Raw genomic sequence first — 21,259 nt, 5'->3', positions numbered from 1 at the left:
TACGAATAATGTAATTAACTAATGCTCACAATAAACAGAGGTGAGATTATGGCTTTAAATAATGATGTAAAAGAAATGAACAAATTTTTAAAGGGCATACACATGGGAGGTACTACTTTTAAGGATTATCTCCGCAAAGCTAAAGGGCAAGAGCTCAAAAATGAACTAGTTCAAATTATAGAATCATTTAAAAGACATGAAGAGGCAATTACCAATAGGATAGAAAAGTTAGGTGGTAATGCTGCCGATACTCTTGGGGTAATGGGCACTATGGCCGATTTTTTTGAGAAAATTAAACTTATACCCGTAAACACTGATTTGGAAGTGTGTGAGCATGCAATAGATGCTATGGAAATGGGAATAAAGCAAGGTCAAAAGTTTATAGAGCAGAATAAGGATTTGGATGCTAGTCTAATGAGCGAAGTAAAAGCTGTTGTAGCCGATTATGACAATCATTTAAGAAAAATACAAGAAGCAATGAGAATATGTAAATAGTAAAGTGCTCTCACATATAAGGTGGGAGCATTTTATTATTAAGCGACATTACAACAGCGAAGGAGATGATTTAATACCTATGTACATATTTTTTAATACGGTATAATGGCATTTATACCATTCATTTTCAGGTTCCAGTTCATATGCTTTTGCTGCATATTTTAAGGCTATTATTCGATTTTCCATAGCCATACATACTTTTGATTTTCCAAAATATGCAACACTTCTAGTGATATCAACTTCAATGGCTTTATTATATATTACAAGAGCCTCTTTACCCTTATGTAGAGAGAGTAGTGCACTTCCTTTACCACATAGTGCATCATAAAAATCAGGACTTAGTTTTAGGGATTCATCAAAACATTCTAATGCTTTTTCAAAATCGTTAATAATAGCTAAAAATTCTGCTTTTTTTAAATATATGTTTGTATTTTGTTTATCGGCCTCAAGAAGTTTTTCACAATAGTAAATACATTTATCAAAGTCACCAGTTAAATCGTTTATATCAATTAACTTCCAGTAGCCTTTTGGGTCACCAGGGACTAACTGTAAATATTTATTTATGCATTTTTCAGCTTCGTAAGCTTCGTACATTTCAATATAAGCTTGAGCTTTGACAAAATAAGCCTGCGCATATTCATTGTTGAGGAAAATGGCTTTATTAAAATTTTTGAATGCTTTTTCAATTTTCCCATCATTGAAAAGCCCCTTGCCTCTTTCTATATATTCTTTAATTAGGGTTTCATCATCGCTTAAACGGATACTAGTTTTCATTAACATGCTCCTTTCAATTGCAATCACACATTAAAATTATTGACATAAAAGAAAACGGTATACATGTGACTGGAATGAAATAAATGTTTTTATCTTAAATGATATTATTTACAAACATAAAAGGGTATAGTATTCTGTAAATAAAGGTACTATTGAAAAAATACAAGAAGTATTAGAATGGAGGATTTTTTATGATAATAGACTGGCTTAAAGGCTTTGATCCCGTAGTTCAGGCTCTTTTTGCAACATTATTTACTTGGGGTGTAACTGCTTTAGGAGCGTCTTTAGTATTTTTCTTTAAAAATATAAGCAGAAAGGTGCTAAATGGTATGCTTGGGTTTGCAGCAGGAGTTATGATTGCTGCCAGCTTTTGGTCATTGCTAGCTCCTGCTATAGAGATGGCAGAACTAACAAGTACACCATCGTGGATTCCTGCAGCAGTAGGGTTCCTCGCAGGTGGGGGTTTCCTTTTGGCAGTGGATAAAATTTTACCACATCTACATCTTAATCAACCAATAGAACAGGCGGAAGGGATTAAAACTAGTTGGCAAAGAAGTATTTTATTGGTACTTGCAATAACGCTACATAACATACCAGAAGGACTTGCGGTTGGGGTTGCATTTGGAGCAGTAGCAGCTAATATTCCTTCAGCTTCATTAGCAGGAGCGGTTGCACTGGCAGTTGGTATTGGTATTCAAAACTTTCCAGAAGGGGCTGCCGTTTCTATACCATTAAGACGAGAGGGTTTCTCTAGGTTTAAAAGCTTTATGTACGGTCAGGCGTCAGGGATAGTTGAACCTATAGCAGGAGTGATAGGTGCATTTGCAGTAATAGCTATGAAACCTATTCTTCCCTATGCACTATCCTTTGCAGCAGGTGCTATGATTTTCGTAGTTGTTGAAGAACTAATACCTGAATCACAACAGGATTCAAAAACAGATATTTCAACTATAGGTGCTATGGTAGGGTTTGTAATTATGATGATATTGGATGTAGCTTTGGGATAATGTAAAAATATGATAAAAATATGCTGATATATAAATATCATTTAAATAAAGGCGGCGCTATGGAAAAGTTTAGTGGTAATCTAAATTTTCTAAAAAAACTAGGTGTTATTTTTAGTATATCAATTTTAAATGTCAGAAATAAACGAATTTATAGATAAGATTAAGATTAAATTAGGAGTTATTAATTTTGTTCATTTTGTAATTACTAATTACGACATAATACCCATATTTCATCTTGTTATATTTTTATCACATGTGATATACTGATTTTGTTAAGTAATGTAACATGCTAATTAAAAAATAAGGGGGAGATTCGTATGAAAATTAAAGCAATAATACTATCACTAGCTGTAGGTGCTACTTTATTAGTAGGATGTGGCGCTAAAGAAGAAGCAAAAAAAGAACCAACATCAACTGAGGTAGCAACAAAAGAACCAGCAAAAACTGATGTAGTAACAACAGCTTCAATAGTAGATACTCAGGCAGCATTTGAAAATGCAATAAGCAGTAAAGGTACATGGATTATTGCAACGCTTAAGGATTTAACTGTTGATAAAGAGCTTGTAGTTGAAGGTGATTTTAAAAACACTAAAGATCCAGCAGTTGCACAACGTAAAATAGGTTTATACACACAAGATGATAAACATGTAGTAACAGCTAGATTCACTTTAACTGCTCCAAAATTAACTTTTAGTAGTCCTGCAGGAAGCATAGAACATGGAACTTTCAAAGGTGACCTTTATGTAACAGCAAGCAACTTTCAGTTAAAAGATGCTACAGTAGACGGAAATGTATATTTTACTACAGATGAAGCTAAATCTACATTTAAAATGGATGATAAAAGTAAAGTAACTGGAGTTCAAGAATTAAAAAAATAAAGTATAAAGTATAATTTGTACTTTTAAAAGTACTCAAATTGAAGGCAGATATCCATTAGCAAAACTAATGGGCATCTGCTTTTTTTTAATACAATCTACACTTTATTTTAGAATATTTATAAAACTCTTCTTATTATAATTAATGTCTGCTATAATTAATTGGTTTGTATAAAAAGTTAACAAAAATATGTTTAAATAGAAAGGTAAATAAAAATGATAAAGTTTAAAGAGCTAGGACTTAGCGACGATATACTAAATACGATTAAAATTCAAGGAATTACTGAGCCAACGCCTATACAAGAGCAAAGTATTAGGCTAATAAAAGACGGTAAGGATGTTATAGCAGAGGCACAAACAGGCACCGGAAAAACACTTGCGTTTCTACTGCCAATGTTTGATAATATGTCAAATGATATAAATACGATTCAAGGATTAATAGTGACTCCTACAAGAGAACTTGCAATACAGATAACTAGTGAAGCTAAAAAGCTTGCAGAAGGTAAAAATTTAAATATTTTGGCAGCATATGGTGGCAAGGACATAGGTGCACAGCTGAAAAAATTAAAAGGAAATATTCATTTAGTAATAGCAACACCAGGAAGATTACTAGACCATCTTAGTCGAGGTACGGTAAGGCTTGATAACCTTAAAACCATAGTATTAGATGAGGCGGATCAAATGCTTCTTATGGGATTTAAAAATGATGTGGAATCTATCTTAGAAAAAACACCAAAAAACAGGCAGACGCTATGTTTTTCAGCAACTATGAGCTCTGATGTGAAAAAAATGGCATATAAGTATATGAATGATCCTAAAGAAGTAATTATTAAAAAAGAAGAGACAACACTTAAAACTATAAAACAATTTTTAATAGAAACTACGGATAGACGCAAACAAGAAGATTTATGTAAAGTAATGGACGAAGATAATCCGTTTATGGCCATCATTTTTTGTAGAACTAAAAGAAGAGCTGATGATCTTGAGATGGCTCTTTACAAAAAAGGTTATAATTGTAAAAAACTACATTCTGATGTAACTCAATCAAAAAGAGAAAAAATAATGAAAGAGTTTAAGAAGTGTGATATTCAGTATTTAATTGCCACAGATGTAGCAGCAAGAGGCCTTGATATAAATGGAGTTAGTCATGTTTATAACTACGATATGCCTGAAAGTGCAGAAGGATATATCCACCGCATTGGAAGAACAGGAAGAGCTGGCGAAGAAGGATATACATATTTATTTTCAGCTCCAAAGGATAAAGTTCTTTTAGATGCTATAGAAAAGAAAATAAAAGGTAAAATTCCTAGAAAAATTTTGTAGTGAATTTAAACGATAAAATACTTAAAGCTAATTTAAATTAACTTTAAGTATTTTTATTTATATTAAGTTATAATTTTTAGTTTTACTATACGATTTTTACTGGTGTTTTGTATAATAAATTTTGTGTCATTATAATTTATTGTCTCGCCTGTCTTTGGAAGCCGTCCTAGTATGCCGGTAACGAAACCGCCTATGGAATCAAAATCCTCTGATTCTATATTGAGGCCTATCATTTCATTAACCATGCTTATTTTTGTGTCACCATCAACAATATATTCATCTTCTTTGATAACTTCGATTTTATCTGTATCATCGTCGTATTCATCATCTATATCTCCCACAATTTCTTCTACTAAATCTTCGATTGTAACAATTCCAGAAGTTCCACCGTATTCATCTAATAAAATGGCTATAGGAACTCGTTTTGCACGCATATCTGCAAATAAATCTACGGTGCTTTTGTACTCATACGTAAAGTAAGGGACACGCATATGTTTCTCTATGCTGAATTCTTCTCTTCCATCTTCGAAGAAAATTAAATCTTTAATGTATAAAACGCCAATAATATTATCAACAGTCTCTTCATATATAGGCAATCTAGAAAATTGCTCTTCCCTGAAGATTTTTATGAGCTCTTCGTAAGTAGAGGTTACATTTGCTACAATCATATCAGTTCTTGGAGTCATGACATCTTTTGCTTGCGAATCTCCAAATTCAAATACATTATAAATCATTTGCTTTTCTTCGCCTTCTAAAACACCTTCCTCATGACTTACACTAACCATTGTTTTTAACTCTTCTTCAGTAATAAAAGGTTTTACCTTAGTGACTTCCCCACCAAGTACTTTTATTATTGTATTTGTTATATAAATTAAGACTGTAATAAGGGGATTTAAAATGAAGGTAATTAGACTTAATGGCCGAGCAACTTTTAAAGCAATTTTTTCGGAATTTTGTGCAGCTAATGATTTTGGTGTTATTTCCGCAAAAATCAATACAAGAATTGTCATAATAGCGGTCGCAATAGCTACCCCAGAGGCTTTATAATAGTGAATGGCTAGGGAAGTTGCTAGTGCAGAAGCACCTATATTGGAAATGTTATTCCCTACTAAAATAACGCCTAAAAGTTTACTTGGATTTTCAAGTAATTTACTAATTCGCTCAGCACCACAAACTTTTGAATCTACCATATGCCTTAGCCTTATTTTGCTTAAAGTCATCAAAGCAGTTTCAGAAGCAGAGAAAAAGGCTGAAAACAGTAATAAAATTACTAAAGATATAATTTGCCACGTACCATCGGGGTCCATAATATATTTCACGCTCCTTAAGATATAACCTAAGGAAATTATATCATAAGATAAGAAATATTTAAATGGAATTATCATTAATGTTTTAAATGATTACACAAATATGTAAATGTTATACATAAATTGATTTGTTTGAGTACATATCTTCATTTGCAATGTACCAGCTACTATCCAGTAACTGTTTTCTTGAGATAATTTTTTAAAATACAAAATACATGGGATAATGAGTAGTATTTTGTTGATATTTATCATATATATGACATTTAATATGTTATTATATACTATAAGAGTATATTTTAAGATGTTACTATAAATACAATTAATAAAGGAGATAATTCATGGAAGAAATTAAGTCACACAAAATAAAAATATTTATGTTACTATCAATAACTTTAATTATGTTTATTACAATAATAAAAGGAAGTAGTGGAATTAGCCATACAAAAAAGAATATACCCTTGGCAGCAAAGGGGGTGTTAGACTTAAGAAATTGGGATTTTAAAAAGGATGGTATGATAAAACTTAATGGAGAATGGGAGTTTTATGACAATGAGTTACACATGCCTCAGGATTTCCAAAGTATTCCTGAAGACGCTATTAGGTATGAGAAGTTACCAGGTACATTTGGACAAGAAGGCTATTGTACGTACAGATTAAAGCTACTTATAGACAATAAGAAGGAACTTTATTCAGTGAAAATAAATTTTATCCAAAATGCATATGAACTTTGGGCTAACAATAAACTAATAACATCGGCTGGACGGGTGGGCAAATCTAAAAACGAAATGATTCCAGAAAATGAGCCAGCTAGCGGCTCATTCTATGTAGAAAATGATGAAACCTATTTAGTCCTTCGGGTTAGTAATTTTTATAATAAATATGGATATGTAGATACATTAGTACTTGGGGAGTCAAAGGAAATTACAGCTATAAGAGAGCAGAAGCTAGCATTGAGCTTGTTTATTATTGGATGCACCATCATGGCAGCTATATATAGTTTTGGACTATTTATTAATAGAAGAAAAGAAAAGGCTCAATTATATTTTTCAATCATTTGTTTAATCATTGCGATTAGAACACTATTTATTGGCCAAGGGTTCTTTTTTTCACTATTCCCTCACCTTAATTATATTTTCTCTACAAAAATGAAAATATGGACCTTTTATGCATACATTCCCTTTATTATCTTGTTTATAGATAAATCTTATGAAAAAATAATGTCACGTAAAGTAGTTAAAGTATCCAATTATTTAGGAGTGGTATATACTTTAAGTGTGATTTTTACTCCGGTTAAATATTATTTATACTTTATAGCACCTTTTGAATTATCTGCACTTGCATTGCTATTTTATATGATGTGTAAGATTTGTAAAATATGCATAAATAACAAACAAACTGATCATATAGTTGTTGTTGGACTGTTTGCTTTATTTATTACAAGAATCAATGATATCTTGTATGAATACAGTATAATAATTACGGACTCATTTGCATCTCAAGGCATATTAATATTTATTGTTGTAAATTACTATGTTTTAGCAAAGAGGCAAGCCAATGAACTTTCTAACATAGAAAGTAGTAGTGCTAAACTTAAATCTTTAAATGAATTAAAAGACGATTTTCTAGCGGTAACTTCACATGAACTAAAAACTCCATTGAACGGAATTGTTGGATTAACTGAAGGAATAGTAAATAATAAATATGCTGATTTAGATGTTGAGCTCAGAGAGGACCTATTTTTGGTGAATTCTAGTGCTAAAAGATTATCTAACTTGGTTAATGATATGATGATATTTTCTAAGCTTAAAAATAATCAAATTGTGTTACGTACGAAATTTGTTAATATAAGCAATGTGGTAGAAATGGTAATAAAATTTAGTGAAATATCTATAAATAATAAAAACGTTACTTTTAAAAATTTAATAGATAAAGACACACCTTATGTATTTGGGGATGAAGATAGGATACAGCAAATTTTATATAATTTACTTAGTAATGCTATAAAATTCACACATGAGGGGGAGATAATATTATCCTATATCGTAAAAAATTCTTTTGTTGAGATTTGTGTTACAGACACAGGAATAGGAATTCCAGAGCAGAAGCTTCATAAAATTTTCAGTAGATATGAGCAGGTGGATGGAATTGCAGAAAAGTATGGCGGCACTGGAGTAGGGCTTTATGTAACCAAAGAACTTATTCAAATACAGGGTGGGACTATAAAGGTTTCTTCTGTTATAGGAGAAGGCAGTAAATTTATTTTTACTCTCCCATTATGCACTGAGGAAGAGCTCAAGAGTAATCTTCATGAAAATCTTTATAATAAAGAAAATGAAGAGACAGCAGAACTATTAGCGCAGTATTCAAATAATCTAGAACTAAAACCTGATATAGTAAGTGTATCTATAGATAATGTTAGAAAAATTATTAATGAAAATATAAATTCAAGTAAGAAAGATAGGTATAAAGTTTTAATAGTTGATGATGAGTATGTGAATCTTAAAGTATTAAAAAATTATCTATCAAATGACACTTTTGAAGTTTTAGAAGCATCCAGTGGTAAGGAAGCATTGAGAATAATCGACGAAAATGTAGATTTAGATTTAGTAATTCTCGATATGATGATGCCAGATATTTCAGGTAATGAAGTATGTGCGATTATTAGGGAAGAACAATCGATTTTTGAACTACCTGTGCTAATTATGACTGCAGATAGCAATGTAGAGCACTTAGTTATATCCTTTGAGTGTGGTGCAAATGATTATTTAAGCAAACCTTTTAATATGCATGAGTTACTCTGTAGAATAAACACTTTGATAACATTAAAGGATTCAGTTAAAAAAGCCTTAGCATTAGTAAATGAGCTTGGAGTAGCTAAAAACCAAGTTGAAGCCCTTAGCGTGCAAAATGCCGAAGCTAGTAGACAAGTTGAAGAACTTATAGCATATGACAAAGTGAAAACGGATTTTTTAACTAATATGTCACATGAACTTAGAACTCCTCTAAATGTAATTTGTAGCACAATACAGTTATTAAAGTCTCTTGATGGAGCAAAAAACTTAGGGGATGAAAAGATTAAATATTATATTAATATAATGAATCAGAATTCTCTAAGGTTACTTAGACTTATAAATAATATAATAGACACAAATAAAATAGAGGCAGATTACATAAGTCTTAACTTGAAAAATGGTGACATAGTTTATGTTGTAGAGGAAATATCGCAATCTGTAGCTGAGTATATAAAAAGTCATGAAATAACACTCATATTTGATACTGATGTAGAAGAAAAAATAATTGCATTTGATGAAGAAAAAATTGAAAGAATTATGTTGAATTTACTATCCAATGCAGTTAAATTTACAGATAAAAAGGGAAGTATTCTAGTTAATATTTATGATAAAGGTGGTTTTATTGAAATATCTGTAAAGGATACAGGAATAGGAATTCCAAAAGGCAAGTTAGAGTTTGTTTTTGAGCGTTTTGCGCAAATCGATAAATCTACATCAAGGCATAATGAAGGTAGTGGAATAGGACTAGCATTAGTAAAGTCTCTTGTAGAAATGCATGAGGGGAACATTAGTGTAAATAGTGAAGGGGGAAAAGGAAGCGAATTTATTATAAATCTCCCAGTTAGAACAGTTGACAGGGAAGAGGAAGAAAACAATCTTAATAATAAAGAGGTATTTGAAACAAACTATGAACAAAATCTATCAATAGAATTCTCTGATATATATAAATAGTTAAATCATTACCTGCGTATCTGTTTCAGGTTGATAATATAATAATATTATATTATTCGGTAATACTATAAATATAATGTTATTATATTTATAAGAAATGTAGTTAATAGAATTATAAAAAAATACGTATTTATGTTATAATTAATTAGTATCTATATGGTAACTAAAGTTCATAAAAGTATCTACTTGCAAAAAATGAGTAAACGGTCTAAAATAATAGAAGAATATAAAAATATGATGATATTTATGGTATATCCTAAGGGGAAAGGTTGAGATGATGATTTTTAAAAGACTTATGATTGAAGATAAGAATGTATTTGAAAAATTTATATATCCATATAAATTTTTAAGTTGTGAATATTCTTTTACAACTTTATATATATGGAGAGAAGCTTGTGATGTTTGTTTTACTATTTATAAAGGTGCTCTAATAATAAAAAAGAAGGATTTCGAAGGAAGATATTATTTTATGCAACCTTTGGGATATAGTAAAGAAAATCTTAAAGAAATAATAGATGCATTAAAAGAATACAAAACAGAAAACAATATGGAATACTTATTTAAAGATCTTGATGAGGGTGTTATGGAGGAGATAAGGGATATATATGATGATGCTCATGGTATCTGTATCAAGGAAGATAGAGATAACTTTGATTATTTATATGAAGCAGAAAAGCTTATAAAGCTTTCGGGTAAGAAGCTTCATGGGAAAAAAAATCATTATAATTCCTTTATAAAGAAGTATAACTATGAAGTTAAAGACATTAAAGGGGAAGAAGTAGTAAATGACGTAATAGTAGCTGCAGAAAAATGGTATGCAGGTAATAATGATGATGATGTACTTTATTACGAATTACAGGGGATAAAAGACATCGTAAAAGATATGGGGATTTTTAATAATAAAGGGATAGCTGTTTATGTAGATGAAAAGATTGTAGCGTTTAGTTTGGGAGAAAAATTAAATGATGATTTGGCAGTGATTCATATAGAAAAGGCAGATACAAAGTATAGCGGAGTCTATAGCTTTATTAACAAAACGTTTGTTGATACGAGTTTTAGTGATGTTAAGATAATCAATAGGGAACAGGACCTAGGAATCGTAGGCCTTAGAAAATCTAAATTATCCTATCATCCTTTTAAATTAGAAAAAAAATATATTTTTAATTTTGGTAATGCTTAAGGATATTTCAGCATCGCGGGTGATGGTTTAATAGAGTAGAATAGACTAGCGTACAGCTAGTCTATTTTTGAAGAGTACATATAATCAATTCCAAATTAAAGCTGAGGAAAGGTGATAGAGTGAAAAATCTTTTGGTTGGAAAAAAAATAAAACTTACGTCTATAAACGAAGAAGATATTTTGGAACTTAAAAAGTGGCATAATGATGTGTCCTTCATGCGTAATTATGATGTAGTAAGCGCAATTCCTAAAAACATGGAAGAGGTAAAGGAGATAATAAGAGAGGCAAAAGAATGTAATAGAGCTTATATTTTTGCTGTTAAAGACAGTGAACAGGAAGAAATTATTGGTATTACAGGATTTGAAAATATATCTTGGAATAATGGAACTGCATTAATATATATAGGAATAGGGGAAGAAAAATATAGGGGACAAGGGCACGGAAAAGAAGCTCTTAAATTAACTATAGAGTTTGGATTTGAGGAACTAAATTTTCATAGAATATATCTTACTGTGCTTGAATACAATGAACCTGCAATAAAGCTATATGAGAAATTAGGGTTTAAAAGAGAAGGGGTCTATAGGGAATTTATTCACAGAGATGGTAGACGGTATGATATGTATTTGTATGGAATACTGAGACCTGAGTGGGAAGAGGCCTCAAAGGGAAAGTAAATATAATATATAAATAGGAATATAGTGTAGTTAATTAGACCGTATTTATAGTATTCTACTATACATTCTTATATAGATATAGAACTAATTTTGATATTTCAGTCCTAAGTTTTAAGATGCGTTTTTTATACTGGAGAAAAGAACAGGTTTATATAGGCATAGTTCAGCTGGGATGTGTATATAATACTGTATAAGCGAAAGTGACAAGTTGCAAATTAAGGTGATTTTGCATTAGGGCAAAATAAAATAAGTATTGTCTTTAATGGTCTTTCTGCATCAGCAGATAAGCTTCATTCATTTGTCACTTTTAAATTGTCACTGAATAATGGGGAGTGTGGTAAATTGAACATTTTGAAGGTTGGGGATAAAACTAAAATAGGTGCTGCTATTCTAAGTATTATTATAGCACTTGGGGTTGGTGGTCTCAGTGGATTTTTAAGCATGGATAATATGAAAGATTATGAGGGATTTGCAAAACCGGTGTTTTCACCGCCAGGGTGGGTGTTTCCAATTGTATGGACAATTCTATATATACTAATGGGACTTGCAGCATATAGGGTATGGGAACAAGGGAAACAAGGTCAAGATGTTAAAAAAGCTCTGGTTTTATATGCACTGCAATTATTTCTGAATTTTTTATGGCCTATAATATTTTTCGAATTCAGATTATATGGACTTGCTTTTGTGGAGTTGTTGGTGCTATTAATTTTTATTTTGCTTACAACTTTTGAATTTTTTAGAATTGACAGGACAGCAGGATATCTAATGCTACCTTATATCGTATGGGTTTCTTTTGCAGGTATTCTTAATTTTGCAATTTGGTCTTTAAATAGCTAAAAATCAATGTGACAATGATAATGATTGAGTAGCTAAAGCTATAAACAAATTTATAACTTAATAATTTAAATTAATACTTTTTAGCATTGAAATTAAAATATTGATGCTAAGAAGCTTTTTTTATACTTAAAACTTGAACATTTATTTCAATAGAGTTTATAATAAGGGAAGTGTATTAAGCGTATTAAGTGTATTAATATTTGGGAGTGATAATTTGAAGAGAAGCGAAAAAATATATGAGTATATTGCTGAAAAAACAGAAAAATTTAATCGTGAAAACTTAGAGGAAAAAATCGGTTTTAGCACAGCTGAAATATCTCAGAGTTTAGATATTTTAAGAAATAACGTAAGTATGGAATTAAATGAATTGCTTAGACAGGATAGAATAATAAAAATAAAATCTAGACCTGTGTTATACGTTGATAATGCTTGTTTAGAAAGGATTTTGAATAAAAAATTGCCAGCTGGGCCAATAGAAGTAAAAAAATTAAATGAGTTATTATTGGGAAAAAATGAAAATAGTCAGGAAGAATGTCCTTTTGATAAACTTATTGGAGCACAAACTAGTCTTAAAAATCAAATTGAACAGGCAAAAGCTGCAATACTTTATCCTCCAAATGGTTTGCACACATTAATTGTTGGTCAAACAGGAGTTGGTAAAACCTTGTTTGCAAATATGATGTACAAACAAGCAAAGTATTCGAAAAAATTGGATGAAAAATCACCATTTATAGTATTTAATTGTGCTGATTATTATAACAATCCTCAACTTTTAACCTCACATCTGTTTGGACATATTAAAGGAGCATACACCGGTGCTGATAGCGAAAAGGCTGGAATTGTTGAAAAAGCAGATAGCGGTATATTATTTCTAGATGAAATACACAGATTACCACCAGAAGGACAGGAAATGTTGTTTTATTTTATGGATACAGGTATGTTTAATAGATTAGGTGAGACAGAGAGAAACAGAAAATCCTGCGTTTTAATAATTGGAGCCACTACGGAGGATCCCAATTCATCACTACTAAAGACATTTGTAAGAAGAATACCAATAATTATAACTATTCCTAGCTTTGATAAAAGGACAGCCAGTGATAAAGTTGATTTTATCAAATTTTTATTAGCCAATGAGGCACATAGAGTAAGCAAAGTAATAAAAATTGAAGATAAAGCAGTTAAGGCAATTATTGGAAGTACGTCTAATGGGAATATTGGTAAGATGAAATCAAATATTCAACTTATTTGCGCTAAGGGTTTTTTAAATAGTATCAATAATAAGGATTTTATAGAAATAGATTTTAATTCGTTGCCTTCAGATATTAAAAGCGGATTATTTTATCTAAGTGGCAAACGTAAAGAAATGGAAGAAATATCTGGCTATTTAGATTCGCAACTAATAGTTACTCCAGAAGGTCACAGTGTATTAATTGAAAAAGATCCTTATGATCCACCTTTTAATTTATACAAGATAATAGAAGATAAGGCAGCCTTTTTGAAAAAAGGAGGTGCAGATGAGGAGTATATAAACAATTTTATTACAACTGATATTAATGTGCATATTAAATCCTTTTATAACAAGGTTAAAAATGATGAGGATGGTAGAAGTAAAATATTAAAAATAGTAGATGAAGATATTCTTGAATTTTCAGAAGAAATAATGGACATGATTGAAAAAAAGCTTGATAAAACACTAACGGATAGATTTTTATATGCATTAAGTCTACATTTAAGTTCATTTTTAAACAGATTAAGTAATCATCAAAATCTTAAGTATAAAAATATAGAAGGTATAATAGATGATAAACGCACAGAATTCAATATTGCAGTAGACGTAAAGGGAATGGTTGAAAAAAAATATAATGTGGTTGTCCCAAAGATTGAAGTTATATATCTTACATTGTTAATCAGTTCTATTATGGAGGAACAAACAAATCAGCATGTGGCAATAATTGTAGCGGCACATGGAAGCAGCACAGCAAGTAGTATGGTTAATGTGGCAAAGCAGCTTCTAGGGGAGGGTGTAATCGAAGCAATAGATATGCCATTAGAAGTTAGTCCTACTCAAACTTTAGATGAAATTATTGAAAAGGTTAGGGAAATAGACATGGGTAAGGGGGTTCTATTACTTGTGGATATGGGTTCACTTGTTAACTTTGAGTCTATAATAATGGAAAAAACAGATATAAAGGTTAAGACACTAGATATGGTTACCACCTCATTAGTATTAGAAGCCATAAGGAAAGCAACTATTTTAGATATGAATTTAAATGCCTTGTATAATTCTCTAAAGCAATTTAGAGGGTCTTCAAAGATTGAGGAAGAAGAGAAAGTGATTAATGAAGATGATGCAAATAAGAAAAGGGCAATAATAACAATATGCTCCACAGGTGAGGGGACTGCAGTAAAGCTAAAAGGACTTGTGGAGAACATTGTTAGAAGTACAGATGAAAAAGAAATTGAAATTTTACCAATAAGCATAAAAGACATAAAAAGGAAAATGATAAAAATAAAAAATAACTATAGTATTATAGCCTCTGTAGGTATTTTAAATCCTAAAATTGAAGCTCCGTTTATCTCCCTCGAAGAGTTGATTAGTGGTTATGGTGAAAATATTTTAATAAGTATAATACAGAGAAAAGACTTTAAAATTGAAAAAGGCCATGAAAATACAGTAGTTAAGGATTTATGTAAAGACAGCTTAAATCAATTTTTAACTTATTTAAATCCTTCTAAAATAATAAGTGTATTGTATCAATTTGTAAGTCTTTTAGAAGAAAACACAAAAATAAGCTTTAACAATGCAACCAAAATAAGAATAATGGTGCATGTAGGTTGTGCACTAGAAAGAATGATAATAAAGGATGGGTTAAAGTACAAGAGGGAAAAAGCTAAGATAAATTCACACTTGGTAGAGATTATTACAGGGGCAAATAAAGTATTTAAAGATGCAATAAACATAAGTTTAACTCAAGATGAAATATTATTTATAGCAGAAATGATAGAATAGGAGAAAATATACTGATACACTTCTCTTTTGATACACTTTTTATCAGCCGAAAATTAAAATTAGTATTGAAACTATAGAAGAAGTGTATCAAAATAAAAAAATAAAAAATATTAAAATAAAAAATGGCTATTTTAAAAGATTAACGACATTTGAGAATGAAAGTCTCCCACTTCTATAAGTGGGAGTATAAGTCTCCTTCTGAAGTCGTAAATGCATCTCCTGCGAAGATGTTGCAGCTCCGCAGGAGATGATTTAACACAAACATAAAAAACAATACACTATTTTGGCGCGACAATTGCTATATATAATAGTGTGACAACTTAGGTGAAAGTGCTGATTAGGAGGATGATTTATAATGAATATAGTGTTAGCAAGAATTGATGACAGATTAATACATGGTCAAGTAGCAACAATTTGGTCAAAAGACACAAAATGTCAAAGAATAATTGTATGTAATGATGATGTAACAAAGGACTCAATTAGAAAGACACTTTTGGAGCAAGTTGGACCTCCAGGAATTAAATCAAGCATTGTAGGAATTGATGAGGCAATAAGGGTTTATAATAATCCAAAATACCAAGATGATAGAGTGCTATTTCTATTCACTAATCCAACTGATGTTGTAAGAATGGTTGAAGGTGGAGTAGCCATAAAGAGTGTAAATATTGGTGGTATGTCATTTAAAGATGGAAAGAAACAAATAACTAGTGCAATATCGGTAAATGATACAGATATTGAAGCTTTCAAAAAATTAAATGAAAAAGGCATTGAACTAGAAATAAGAAAAATTTCTTCAGATTCAAAAGTAGATTTAATGTCAAAACTATAAGATTCACCATATTAACTTCTATTAGTGTATAGTACGTGCCAAAGAAACTAAGGTTGAATGGGCTTTAGTTGTAAACGTTATGATTACTTGCGATGAGCTCCAAAATTTTTGTTAAGCATCTCCACCTGGAGTGAAATCAAATGTCATTACAATTCGTAAATTATTTAAATATATCATAATTATTAATTTTGGTTACAGGTTTTTCAAAACTTTTATATAAATTTTACTGTAATAAATAAAAAATTGGAGGTATAAAAGATGGTAGGAATTATTCTTGCTAGTCACGGAGAATTTGCTAAAGGCATCTTGCAATCTGGTGCGATGATTTTCGGAGAACAAGAAAATGTACAAGCTGTTACGTTGATGTCTAGTGAAGGCCCAGATGATGTTAAAGCAAAAATGAAAGATGCAATCGCATCCTTTGACAACCAAGATGAGGTTTTATTCTTAGTTGATCTTTGGGGCGGTACACCATTCAACCAAGCAAATAGTCTATTTGAAGAACACAAAGATAAATGGGCAATCGTAGCTGGTATGAATCTACCAATGGTGATTGAAGCTTATGCTTCACGTTCTTCAATGGAATCCGCACAGGAAATGGCGGCTTATATTTTAAAAGCAGCTAAAGAAGGAGTTAAAGTTAAGCCTGAAGAATTAGAACCAGAAGATAATGGTAAATCTTCTGCAACTTCGGCGGATCAATCGAGTGTAGGTGCACCTGGATCATTCGAATATGTTTTAGCTCGTATTGACTCTCGTTTACTTCATGGACAAGTAGCGACTGCTTGGACAAAAGCTGTGCAACCGACCCGAATTATTGTCGTGTCAGATGCGGTAGCCAAAGATGAGCTTCGTAGGAAATTGATCCAACAGGCTGCTCCTCCGGGTGTTAAAGCTCATGTTGTTCCAATTAATCAAATGATTAAACTTGCAAAAAATGATCAACATTTTGGCGGACAACGTGCATTGCTTCTTTTTGAAAACTCGCAAGATGTACTTAGAGCGGTAGAAGGGGGAGTACCTTTGAAGACAATCAATGTTGGCTCTATGGCTCACTCTCTGGGTAAAGTTCAACCAAACAAAGTACTTGCTTTCAATCAAGAAGATATTGATACCTTCAATAAGCTTAAAGAAGATGGACTGGATTTTGATGTTCGTAAAGTTCCAAATGATTCAAAAGGAAATATGGACGAAATCCTCAAAAAAGCACAAGTGGAATTAAATAAACTGAAATAATTTATAATTTAACTATTTAAATGAAAAAGGGGGATTAATAATCATGGATATAAATATTGTCCAAATGATATTAGTCGTTATCGTGGCATTTATAGCTGGTATGGAAGGTATCTTGGATGAATTTCAATTCCACCAACCAGTAATTGCGTGTACGTTAATCGGCTTAGTTACAGGTAACTTAGTGCCATGCCTAATCTTAGGTGGTACTCTTCAAATGATTGCTTTAGGTTGGGCAAATATCGGTGCTGCCGTAGCACCAGATACAGCGCTTGCATCTGTTGCATCTGCAATTATTCTAGTTCTTGGTGGCCAAGGTACAGCAGGGGTTCCAGCAGCTTACGCTATTGCTGTTCCGCTAGCAGTTGCAGGGCTATTATTAACAATTATTTGTCGTACCATCGCTACAGTGTTTGTACATTTCATGGATGCTGCTGCTAAACAAGGAAATATCAGAAAAGTTGAAATGTGGCATATCATTGCTATTTGTATGCAGGGTGTACGTATTGCAATTCCAGCAGTCTTGATCTTAGCAGTTGGTGCTGGTCCGATTCGTTCAGTACTTGAAGCTATGCCTACTTGGTTAACAGGTGGTTTAGCAATTGGTGGTGGAATGGTCGTAGCTGTTGGTTATGCAATGGTAATCAACATGATGGCTACTAAAGAAGTATGGCCATTCTTTGGAATTGGTTTTGTGTTAGCAACTATTTCAGAAATTACACTTATCGGACTAGGGGCAATCGGTGTATGTGTGGCTCTTATTTACTTAAAGCTTACTAAACAAGGCGGCTCAGGTAATGGTGGAAGCTCAAATACTGGTGATCCATTAGGTGATATTATTGACACTTACTAAGAAGGGAGAGAACATGAAAATGGCAAATAAATTAAAATTAACAAAAAAAGATCGTATTTCTGTTTGGTTCCGTTCATTTTTCCTTCAAGGGTCTTGGAACTATGAAAGAATGCAAAACGGTGGTTGGGCATACGCATTGATTCCCGCAATTAAAAAATTATATAAGACTAAAGAAGATCGTGCAGCTGCATTGAAACGTCACTTGGAGTTCTTTAACACTCACCCATATGTAGCTTCACCAGTCATTGGTGTAACATTAGCCTTAGAGGAAGACCGTGCGAATGGTCTACCAATCGATGACATAACTATTCAAGGTGTTAAAGTTGGTATGATGGGACCTTTAGCTGGTATCGGAGATCCAGTTTTCTGGTTTACTGTTAGGCCAATTTTAGGGGCATTAGCGGCTTCTCTTGCTATGAGTGGTAACATCCTTGGACCAATTATCTTTTTCTTCGCTTGGAATATCATCCGTATGTCATTTATGTGGTATACACAAGAGTTTGGTTACAAAGCAGGCTCTCGTATTACCGATGATTTATCAGGTAATTTACTACAAGATGTTACAAAAGGAGCATCCATCCTTGGTATGTTCATTTTGGGATCATTAGTTAACCGATGGGTATCTGTTGTATTTGCACCCACTGTATCAGCCGTTAAGTTAGCTAAGGGTGCCTTTATTGATTGGAGCAGCCTTCCTGCAGGAGCGGAAGGTATTAAACAAGCTATGTTGCAACAATCGGGTGGCTTGTCATTAACTGATGTTAAGGTTACAACATTGCAAAATAACTTGGATTCTTTGATTCCTGGAATTGCAGGATTAGGATTGACATTACTTTGTATGTGGTTGCTTAAGAAGAAAGTATCTCCAATTACAATTATTTTTGGGCTGTTCGCAGTCGGGATTGTTTTCCACTTAATCGGTTTAATGTAATATTTTTACCCAACCTGGGCTTTTGGCCTGGGTTTTTTTATTACTTTCTATGTTAATATTGCAGCGACCCAGGAGATGATTTAATTTTATGTCTAGTAAAACTGTTTTTGACGGTTGAGCTTTGCGGAACTTGATTATTTCATCTTCAGAATGTATATTATATACTATAGTCAACAATCATTGTACAATGATTTATTAATTAATAGAAACAAATGTGTGTATAAATAGAAAAGAGGTAGATCGTATGGTTCAATCACTAAATACAAAGGTGGATCTAGTAATTGATGCAACAGCTTTTACGGGGTTTGCAGATTATGGGAAAATTATGATCGGCGACAAAGGTTTTGAGTTTTATAATTCTCGTGATTCTCGCAAATATATTCAAATTCCTTGGGAAGAGGTTGACTATGTCATTGCGTCCGTATTGCTAAAAGGAAAGTGGATTCCTCGATATGCAATCCAAACGAAGAAAGATGTTACCTATACTTTTTCTTCTAAAGAAGCAAAAAAAGTGCTTCGTGCTGTTCGAAAATATGTTGAGCCAAATCATATGGTTAATTCGTTAAGTTTTTTTGATGTGCTCAAACGAGCGGTGCAGCACCGCAGGTGATGATTTAACTAATTGGCAGTTTTTAATTTACTGTGCAGATATTTATAATTAATGGTAAAATGATATTTGTCGTTTATTTGTACTTTAGGTTAAATATAGATGATAATCATCACATTAAAGGAAGTGTAACAAAGGATGAAATCAAAAAAAAGAAGTATAGTCATTGCATTAATGGTGTCAATGTTCCTTGCAGCTGTAGAGGGAACAGTTGTGACTACTGCGATACCAACAATAGTTAAAGAGCTAAATGGGTTTGAACTTATAAGTTGGGTTTTTTCTGCTTATTTATTGACAACAGCCATTTCTACACCAATATACGGAAAATTAGCTGATTTATATGGAAGAAAAAACATTCTTTCTATTGGAATAATAATTTTTTTAGTTGGGAGCTGTCTTTGTGGGTTATCACAAAACATGTATCAGCTTATAGCTTTTCGTGCAGTTCAAGGAATGGGAGCAGGAGCAATATTTACAGTTACTTATACTATATTGGGTGACATTTTTACTGTTGAAGAAAGGCCAAAGATCCAAGGATGGTTAAGTACAGTATGGGGGATAGCAAGTTTAGCTGGTCCTTTTTTAGGGGGGTTTTTAATAGACAATTTCTCATGGCATTGGATTTTCTTTATAAACCTACCTTTTGGAATAATATCTATAGTGATTTTACAAAGAAATCTAATTGAAACTTTTGAGAAAAAGAAACATAAGATAGATTATGTAGGTGCTTTATTATTTTCAGTTGCAATTATAACGTTTTTACTGGGTAGCTTAGCAGGTGGAAGAAATAATATTATAATAGCTTTAGTAGTTACAATTGCAGTGATGATTGTGTTTTATTATGTGGAAAAAAGAGCGGATGAGCCTATTATACCTTTTGAAATTTTCACAAAAAGTAGCACCATTGTAAATATAATAACATTTTTAGCCGCAGGGATTTTAATAGGAATAGAGGTTTATTTACCTATATATATGCAAAATGTTTTAGGATTTAGTCCTACAGTTGCTGGAGTGTCTATGGCACCTATGTCTATTGCTTGGTTCTTATCTTCATTTGTTTTGTCTAAAGCTATCCCTAAATATGGTGGAAGAATAGTGATTGGCGTATCTACTCTAATTTTGCTTATTAGTTGTGTGTTTTTGTCTACTTTAAGTAGTGAATCTCTATTAGTATCAGTTATAGTTTATGGGTTCATTATGGGATTTGGATTTGGAGGAGCTTTTACTACATTAACAATAATGGTACAAGAGTCAGTGGGATATAACAAAAGAGGCGCAGCTACAGCAGCGAATTCCCTGGTGCGTACACTAGGTCAAACTATAGGCGTAAGTGTTTTTGGAATTATATTAAATATGAATATAATTAAATATTTCAATAATATAGGAAGAAAGGGAATAGAACCTAACAATTTGTATTCCAAGGCAACTTTGAGTAGTGGAGTAAGTTTGCAGCAGATAAAGCAAGCTTTAAATTCAGGGCTTCATGAAGTATTTATAATATTTATCATAATTGCTTTAGCATCATTGGCACTTTCTTTTATATTTGACTCAAAATTAAAAAATAATTCATGTGAACAATAA

The 21,259-nt window shown here is 31.9% G+C and carries 17 protein-coding genes; 15 read left to right on the top strand and 2 right to left on the bottom strand.

Features of this window, described 5'->3' with window-relative positions:
• Positions 1-48: 48 nt before the first annotated feature.
• The gene (locus ACWJKE_RS08355) at positions 49-495 is read left to right on the top strand and encodes a DUF2383 domain-containing protein (protein ID WP_216303116.1); all 447 of its coding nucleotides are present in this window, start codon (positions 49-51) and stop codon (positions 493-495) included.
• Positions 496-543: 48 nt separating this feature from the next.
• Here ACWJKE_RS08355 and ACWJKE_RS08350 read toward each other — a convergent pair whose 3' ends face one another.
• Positions 544-1,296: a tetratricopeptide repeat protein gene (locus ACWJKE_RS08350; RefSeq protein ID WP_462959328.1), complete on the bottom strand. Its 753-nt coding sequence runs from the start codon at positions 1,294-1,296 to the stop codon at positions 544-546.
• 164 nt (positions 1,297-1,460) lie between these two features.
• Here ACWJKE_RS08350 and ACWJKE_RS08345 point away from each other — a divergent pair, with 164 nt between their 5' ends.
• From ACWJKE_RS08345 to ACWJKE_RS08335, 3 genes are all read left to right on the top strand, one after another.
• On the top strand, positions 1,461-2,276 hold the full coding sequence (locus tag ACWJKE_RS08345; protein ID WP_216302929.1) for a ZIP family metal transporter: 816 nt from the start codon (positions 1,461-1,463) through the stop codon (positions 2,274-2,276).
• A 317-nt stretch (positions 2,277-2,593) separates the two neighbouring features.
• Positions 2,594-3,154 (top strand): hypothetical protein, encoded by a 561-nt coding sequence (locus ACWJKE_RS08340; RefSeq protein WP_216302928.1) that lies wholly within the window; start codon positions 2,594-2,596, stop codon positions 3,152-3,154.
• 213 nt (positions 3,155-3,367) lie between these two features.
• Positions 3,368-4,474 carry a DEAD/DEAH box helicase gene (locus ACWJKE_RS08335; RefSeq protein ID WP_462959327.1) on the top strand — a complete coding sequence of 369 codons (1,107 nt, stop codon included), beginning with the start codon at positions 3,368-3,370 and terminating at the stop codon, positions 4,472-4,474.
• A 62-nt stretch (positions 4,475-4,536) separates the two neighbouring features.
• Here ACWJKE_RS08335 and ACWJKE_RS08330 read toward each other — a convergent pair whose 3' ends face one another.
• Positions 4,537-5,781 (bottom strand): HlyC/CorC family transporter, encoded by a 1,245-nt coding sequence (locus ACWJKE_RS08330; protein WP_165413161.1) that lies wholly within the window; start codon positions 5,779-5,781, stop codon positions 4,537-4,539.
• 338 nt (positions 5,782-6,119) lie between these two features.
• Between ACWJKE_RS08330 and ACWJKE_RS08325 the strand changes: the two genes are divergently transcribed.
• The 11 genes from ACWJKE_RS08325 (at position 6,120) to ACWJKE_RS08275 (ending at position 21,259) form a co-directional block, all read left to right on the top strand.
• Positions 6,120-9,524: an ATP-binding protein gene (locus ACWJKE_RS08325; RefSeq protein WP_220286505.1), complete on the top strand. Its 3,405-nt coding sequence runs from the start codon at positions 6,120-6,122 to the stop codon at positions 9,522-9,524.
• A 274-nt stretch (positions 9,525-9,798) separates the two neighbouring features.
• Positions 9,799-10,704: a DUF2156 domain-containing protein gene (locus tag ACWJKE_RS08320; protein ID WP_216302925.1), complete on the top strand. Its 906-nt coding sequence runs from the start codon at positions 9,799-9,801 to the stop codon at positions 10,702-10,704.
• A gap of 131 nt (positions 10,705-10,835) precedes the next feature.
• Positions 10,836-11,378 (top strand): GNAT family N-acetyltransferase, encoded by a 543-nt coding sequence (locus ACWJKE_RS08315; RefSeq protein ID WP_258875995.1) that lies wholly within the window; start codon positions 10,836-10,838, stop codon positions 11,376-11,378.
• Between the two features lie 342 nt (positions 11,379-11,720).
• On the top strand, positions 11,721-12,215 hold the full coding sequence (locus ACWJKE_RS08310) for a TspO/MBR family protein (RefSeq protein ID WP_216302924.1): 495 nt from the start codon (positions 11,721-11,723) through the stop codon (positions 12,213-12,215).
• A 214-nt stretch (positions 12,216-12,429) separates the two neighbouring features.
• Complete coding sequence (locus ACWJKE_RS08305) at positions 12,430-15,225, top strand: sigma-54-dependent transcriptional regulator (protein WP_462959326.1); 2,796 nt, start codon at positions 12,430-12,432, stop codon at positions 15,223-15,225.
• A 355-nt stretch (positions 15,226-15,580) separates the two neighbouring features.
• Positions 15,581-16,054: a mannose/fructose/sorbose PTS transporter subunit IIB gene (locus ACWJKE_RS08300; protein WP_216302922.1), complete on the top strand. Its 474-nt coding sequence runs from the start codon at positions 15,581-15,583 to the stop codon at positions 16,052-16,054.
• Between the two features lie 258 nt (positions 16,055-16,312).
• Entirely contained in the window at positions 16,313-17,290 is a 978-nt protein-coding gene (locus tag ACWJKE_RS08295; protein WP_220286502.1) for a mannose/fructose/sorbose PTS transporter subunit IIA, read from the top strand.
• Between the two features lie 43 nt (positions 17,291-17,333).
• A complete protein-coding gene (locus tag ACWJKE_RS08290) occupies positions 17,334-18,140 on the top strand; it encodes a PTS mannose/fructose/sorbose transporter subunit IIC (RefSeq protein ID WP_216302920.1) in 807 nt (268 codons plus the stop codon).
• Between the two features lie 19 nt (positions 18,141-18,159).
• Entirely contained in the window at positions 18,160-19,071 is a 912-nt protein-coding gene (locus tag ACWJKE_RS08285; RefSeq protein ID WP_216302919.1) for a PTS system mannose/fructose/sorbose family transporter subunit IID, read from the top strand.
• Positions 19,072-19,315: 244 nt separating this feature from the next.
• Complete coding sequence (locus tag ACWJKE_RS08280) at positions 19,316-19,681, top strand: DUF956 family protein (protein WP_216302918.1); 366 nt, start codon at positions 19,316-19,318, stop codon at positions 19,679-19,681.
• Positions 19,682-19,816: 135 nt separating this feature from the next.
• On the top strand, positions 19,817-21,259 hold the full coding sequence (locus ACWJKE_RS08275; protein ID WP_220286501.1) for an MDR family MFS transporter: 1,443 nt from the start codon (positions 19,817-19,819) through the stop codon (positions 21,257-21,259).

The organism is Clostridium sp. CM036 (genome assembly GCF_055081135.1).
The sequence above is the reverse complement of the archived record's forward strand: the minus strand, read 5'-3'. Positions and strand labels throughout refer to the sequence as shown.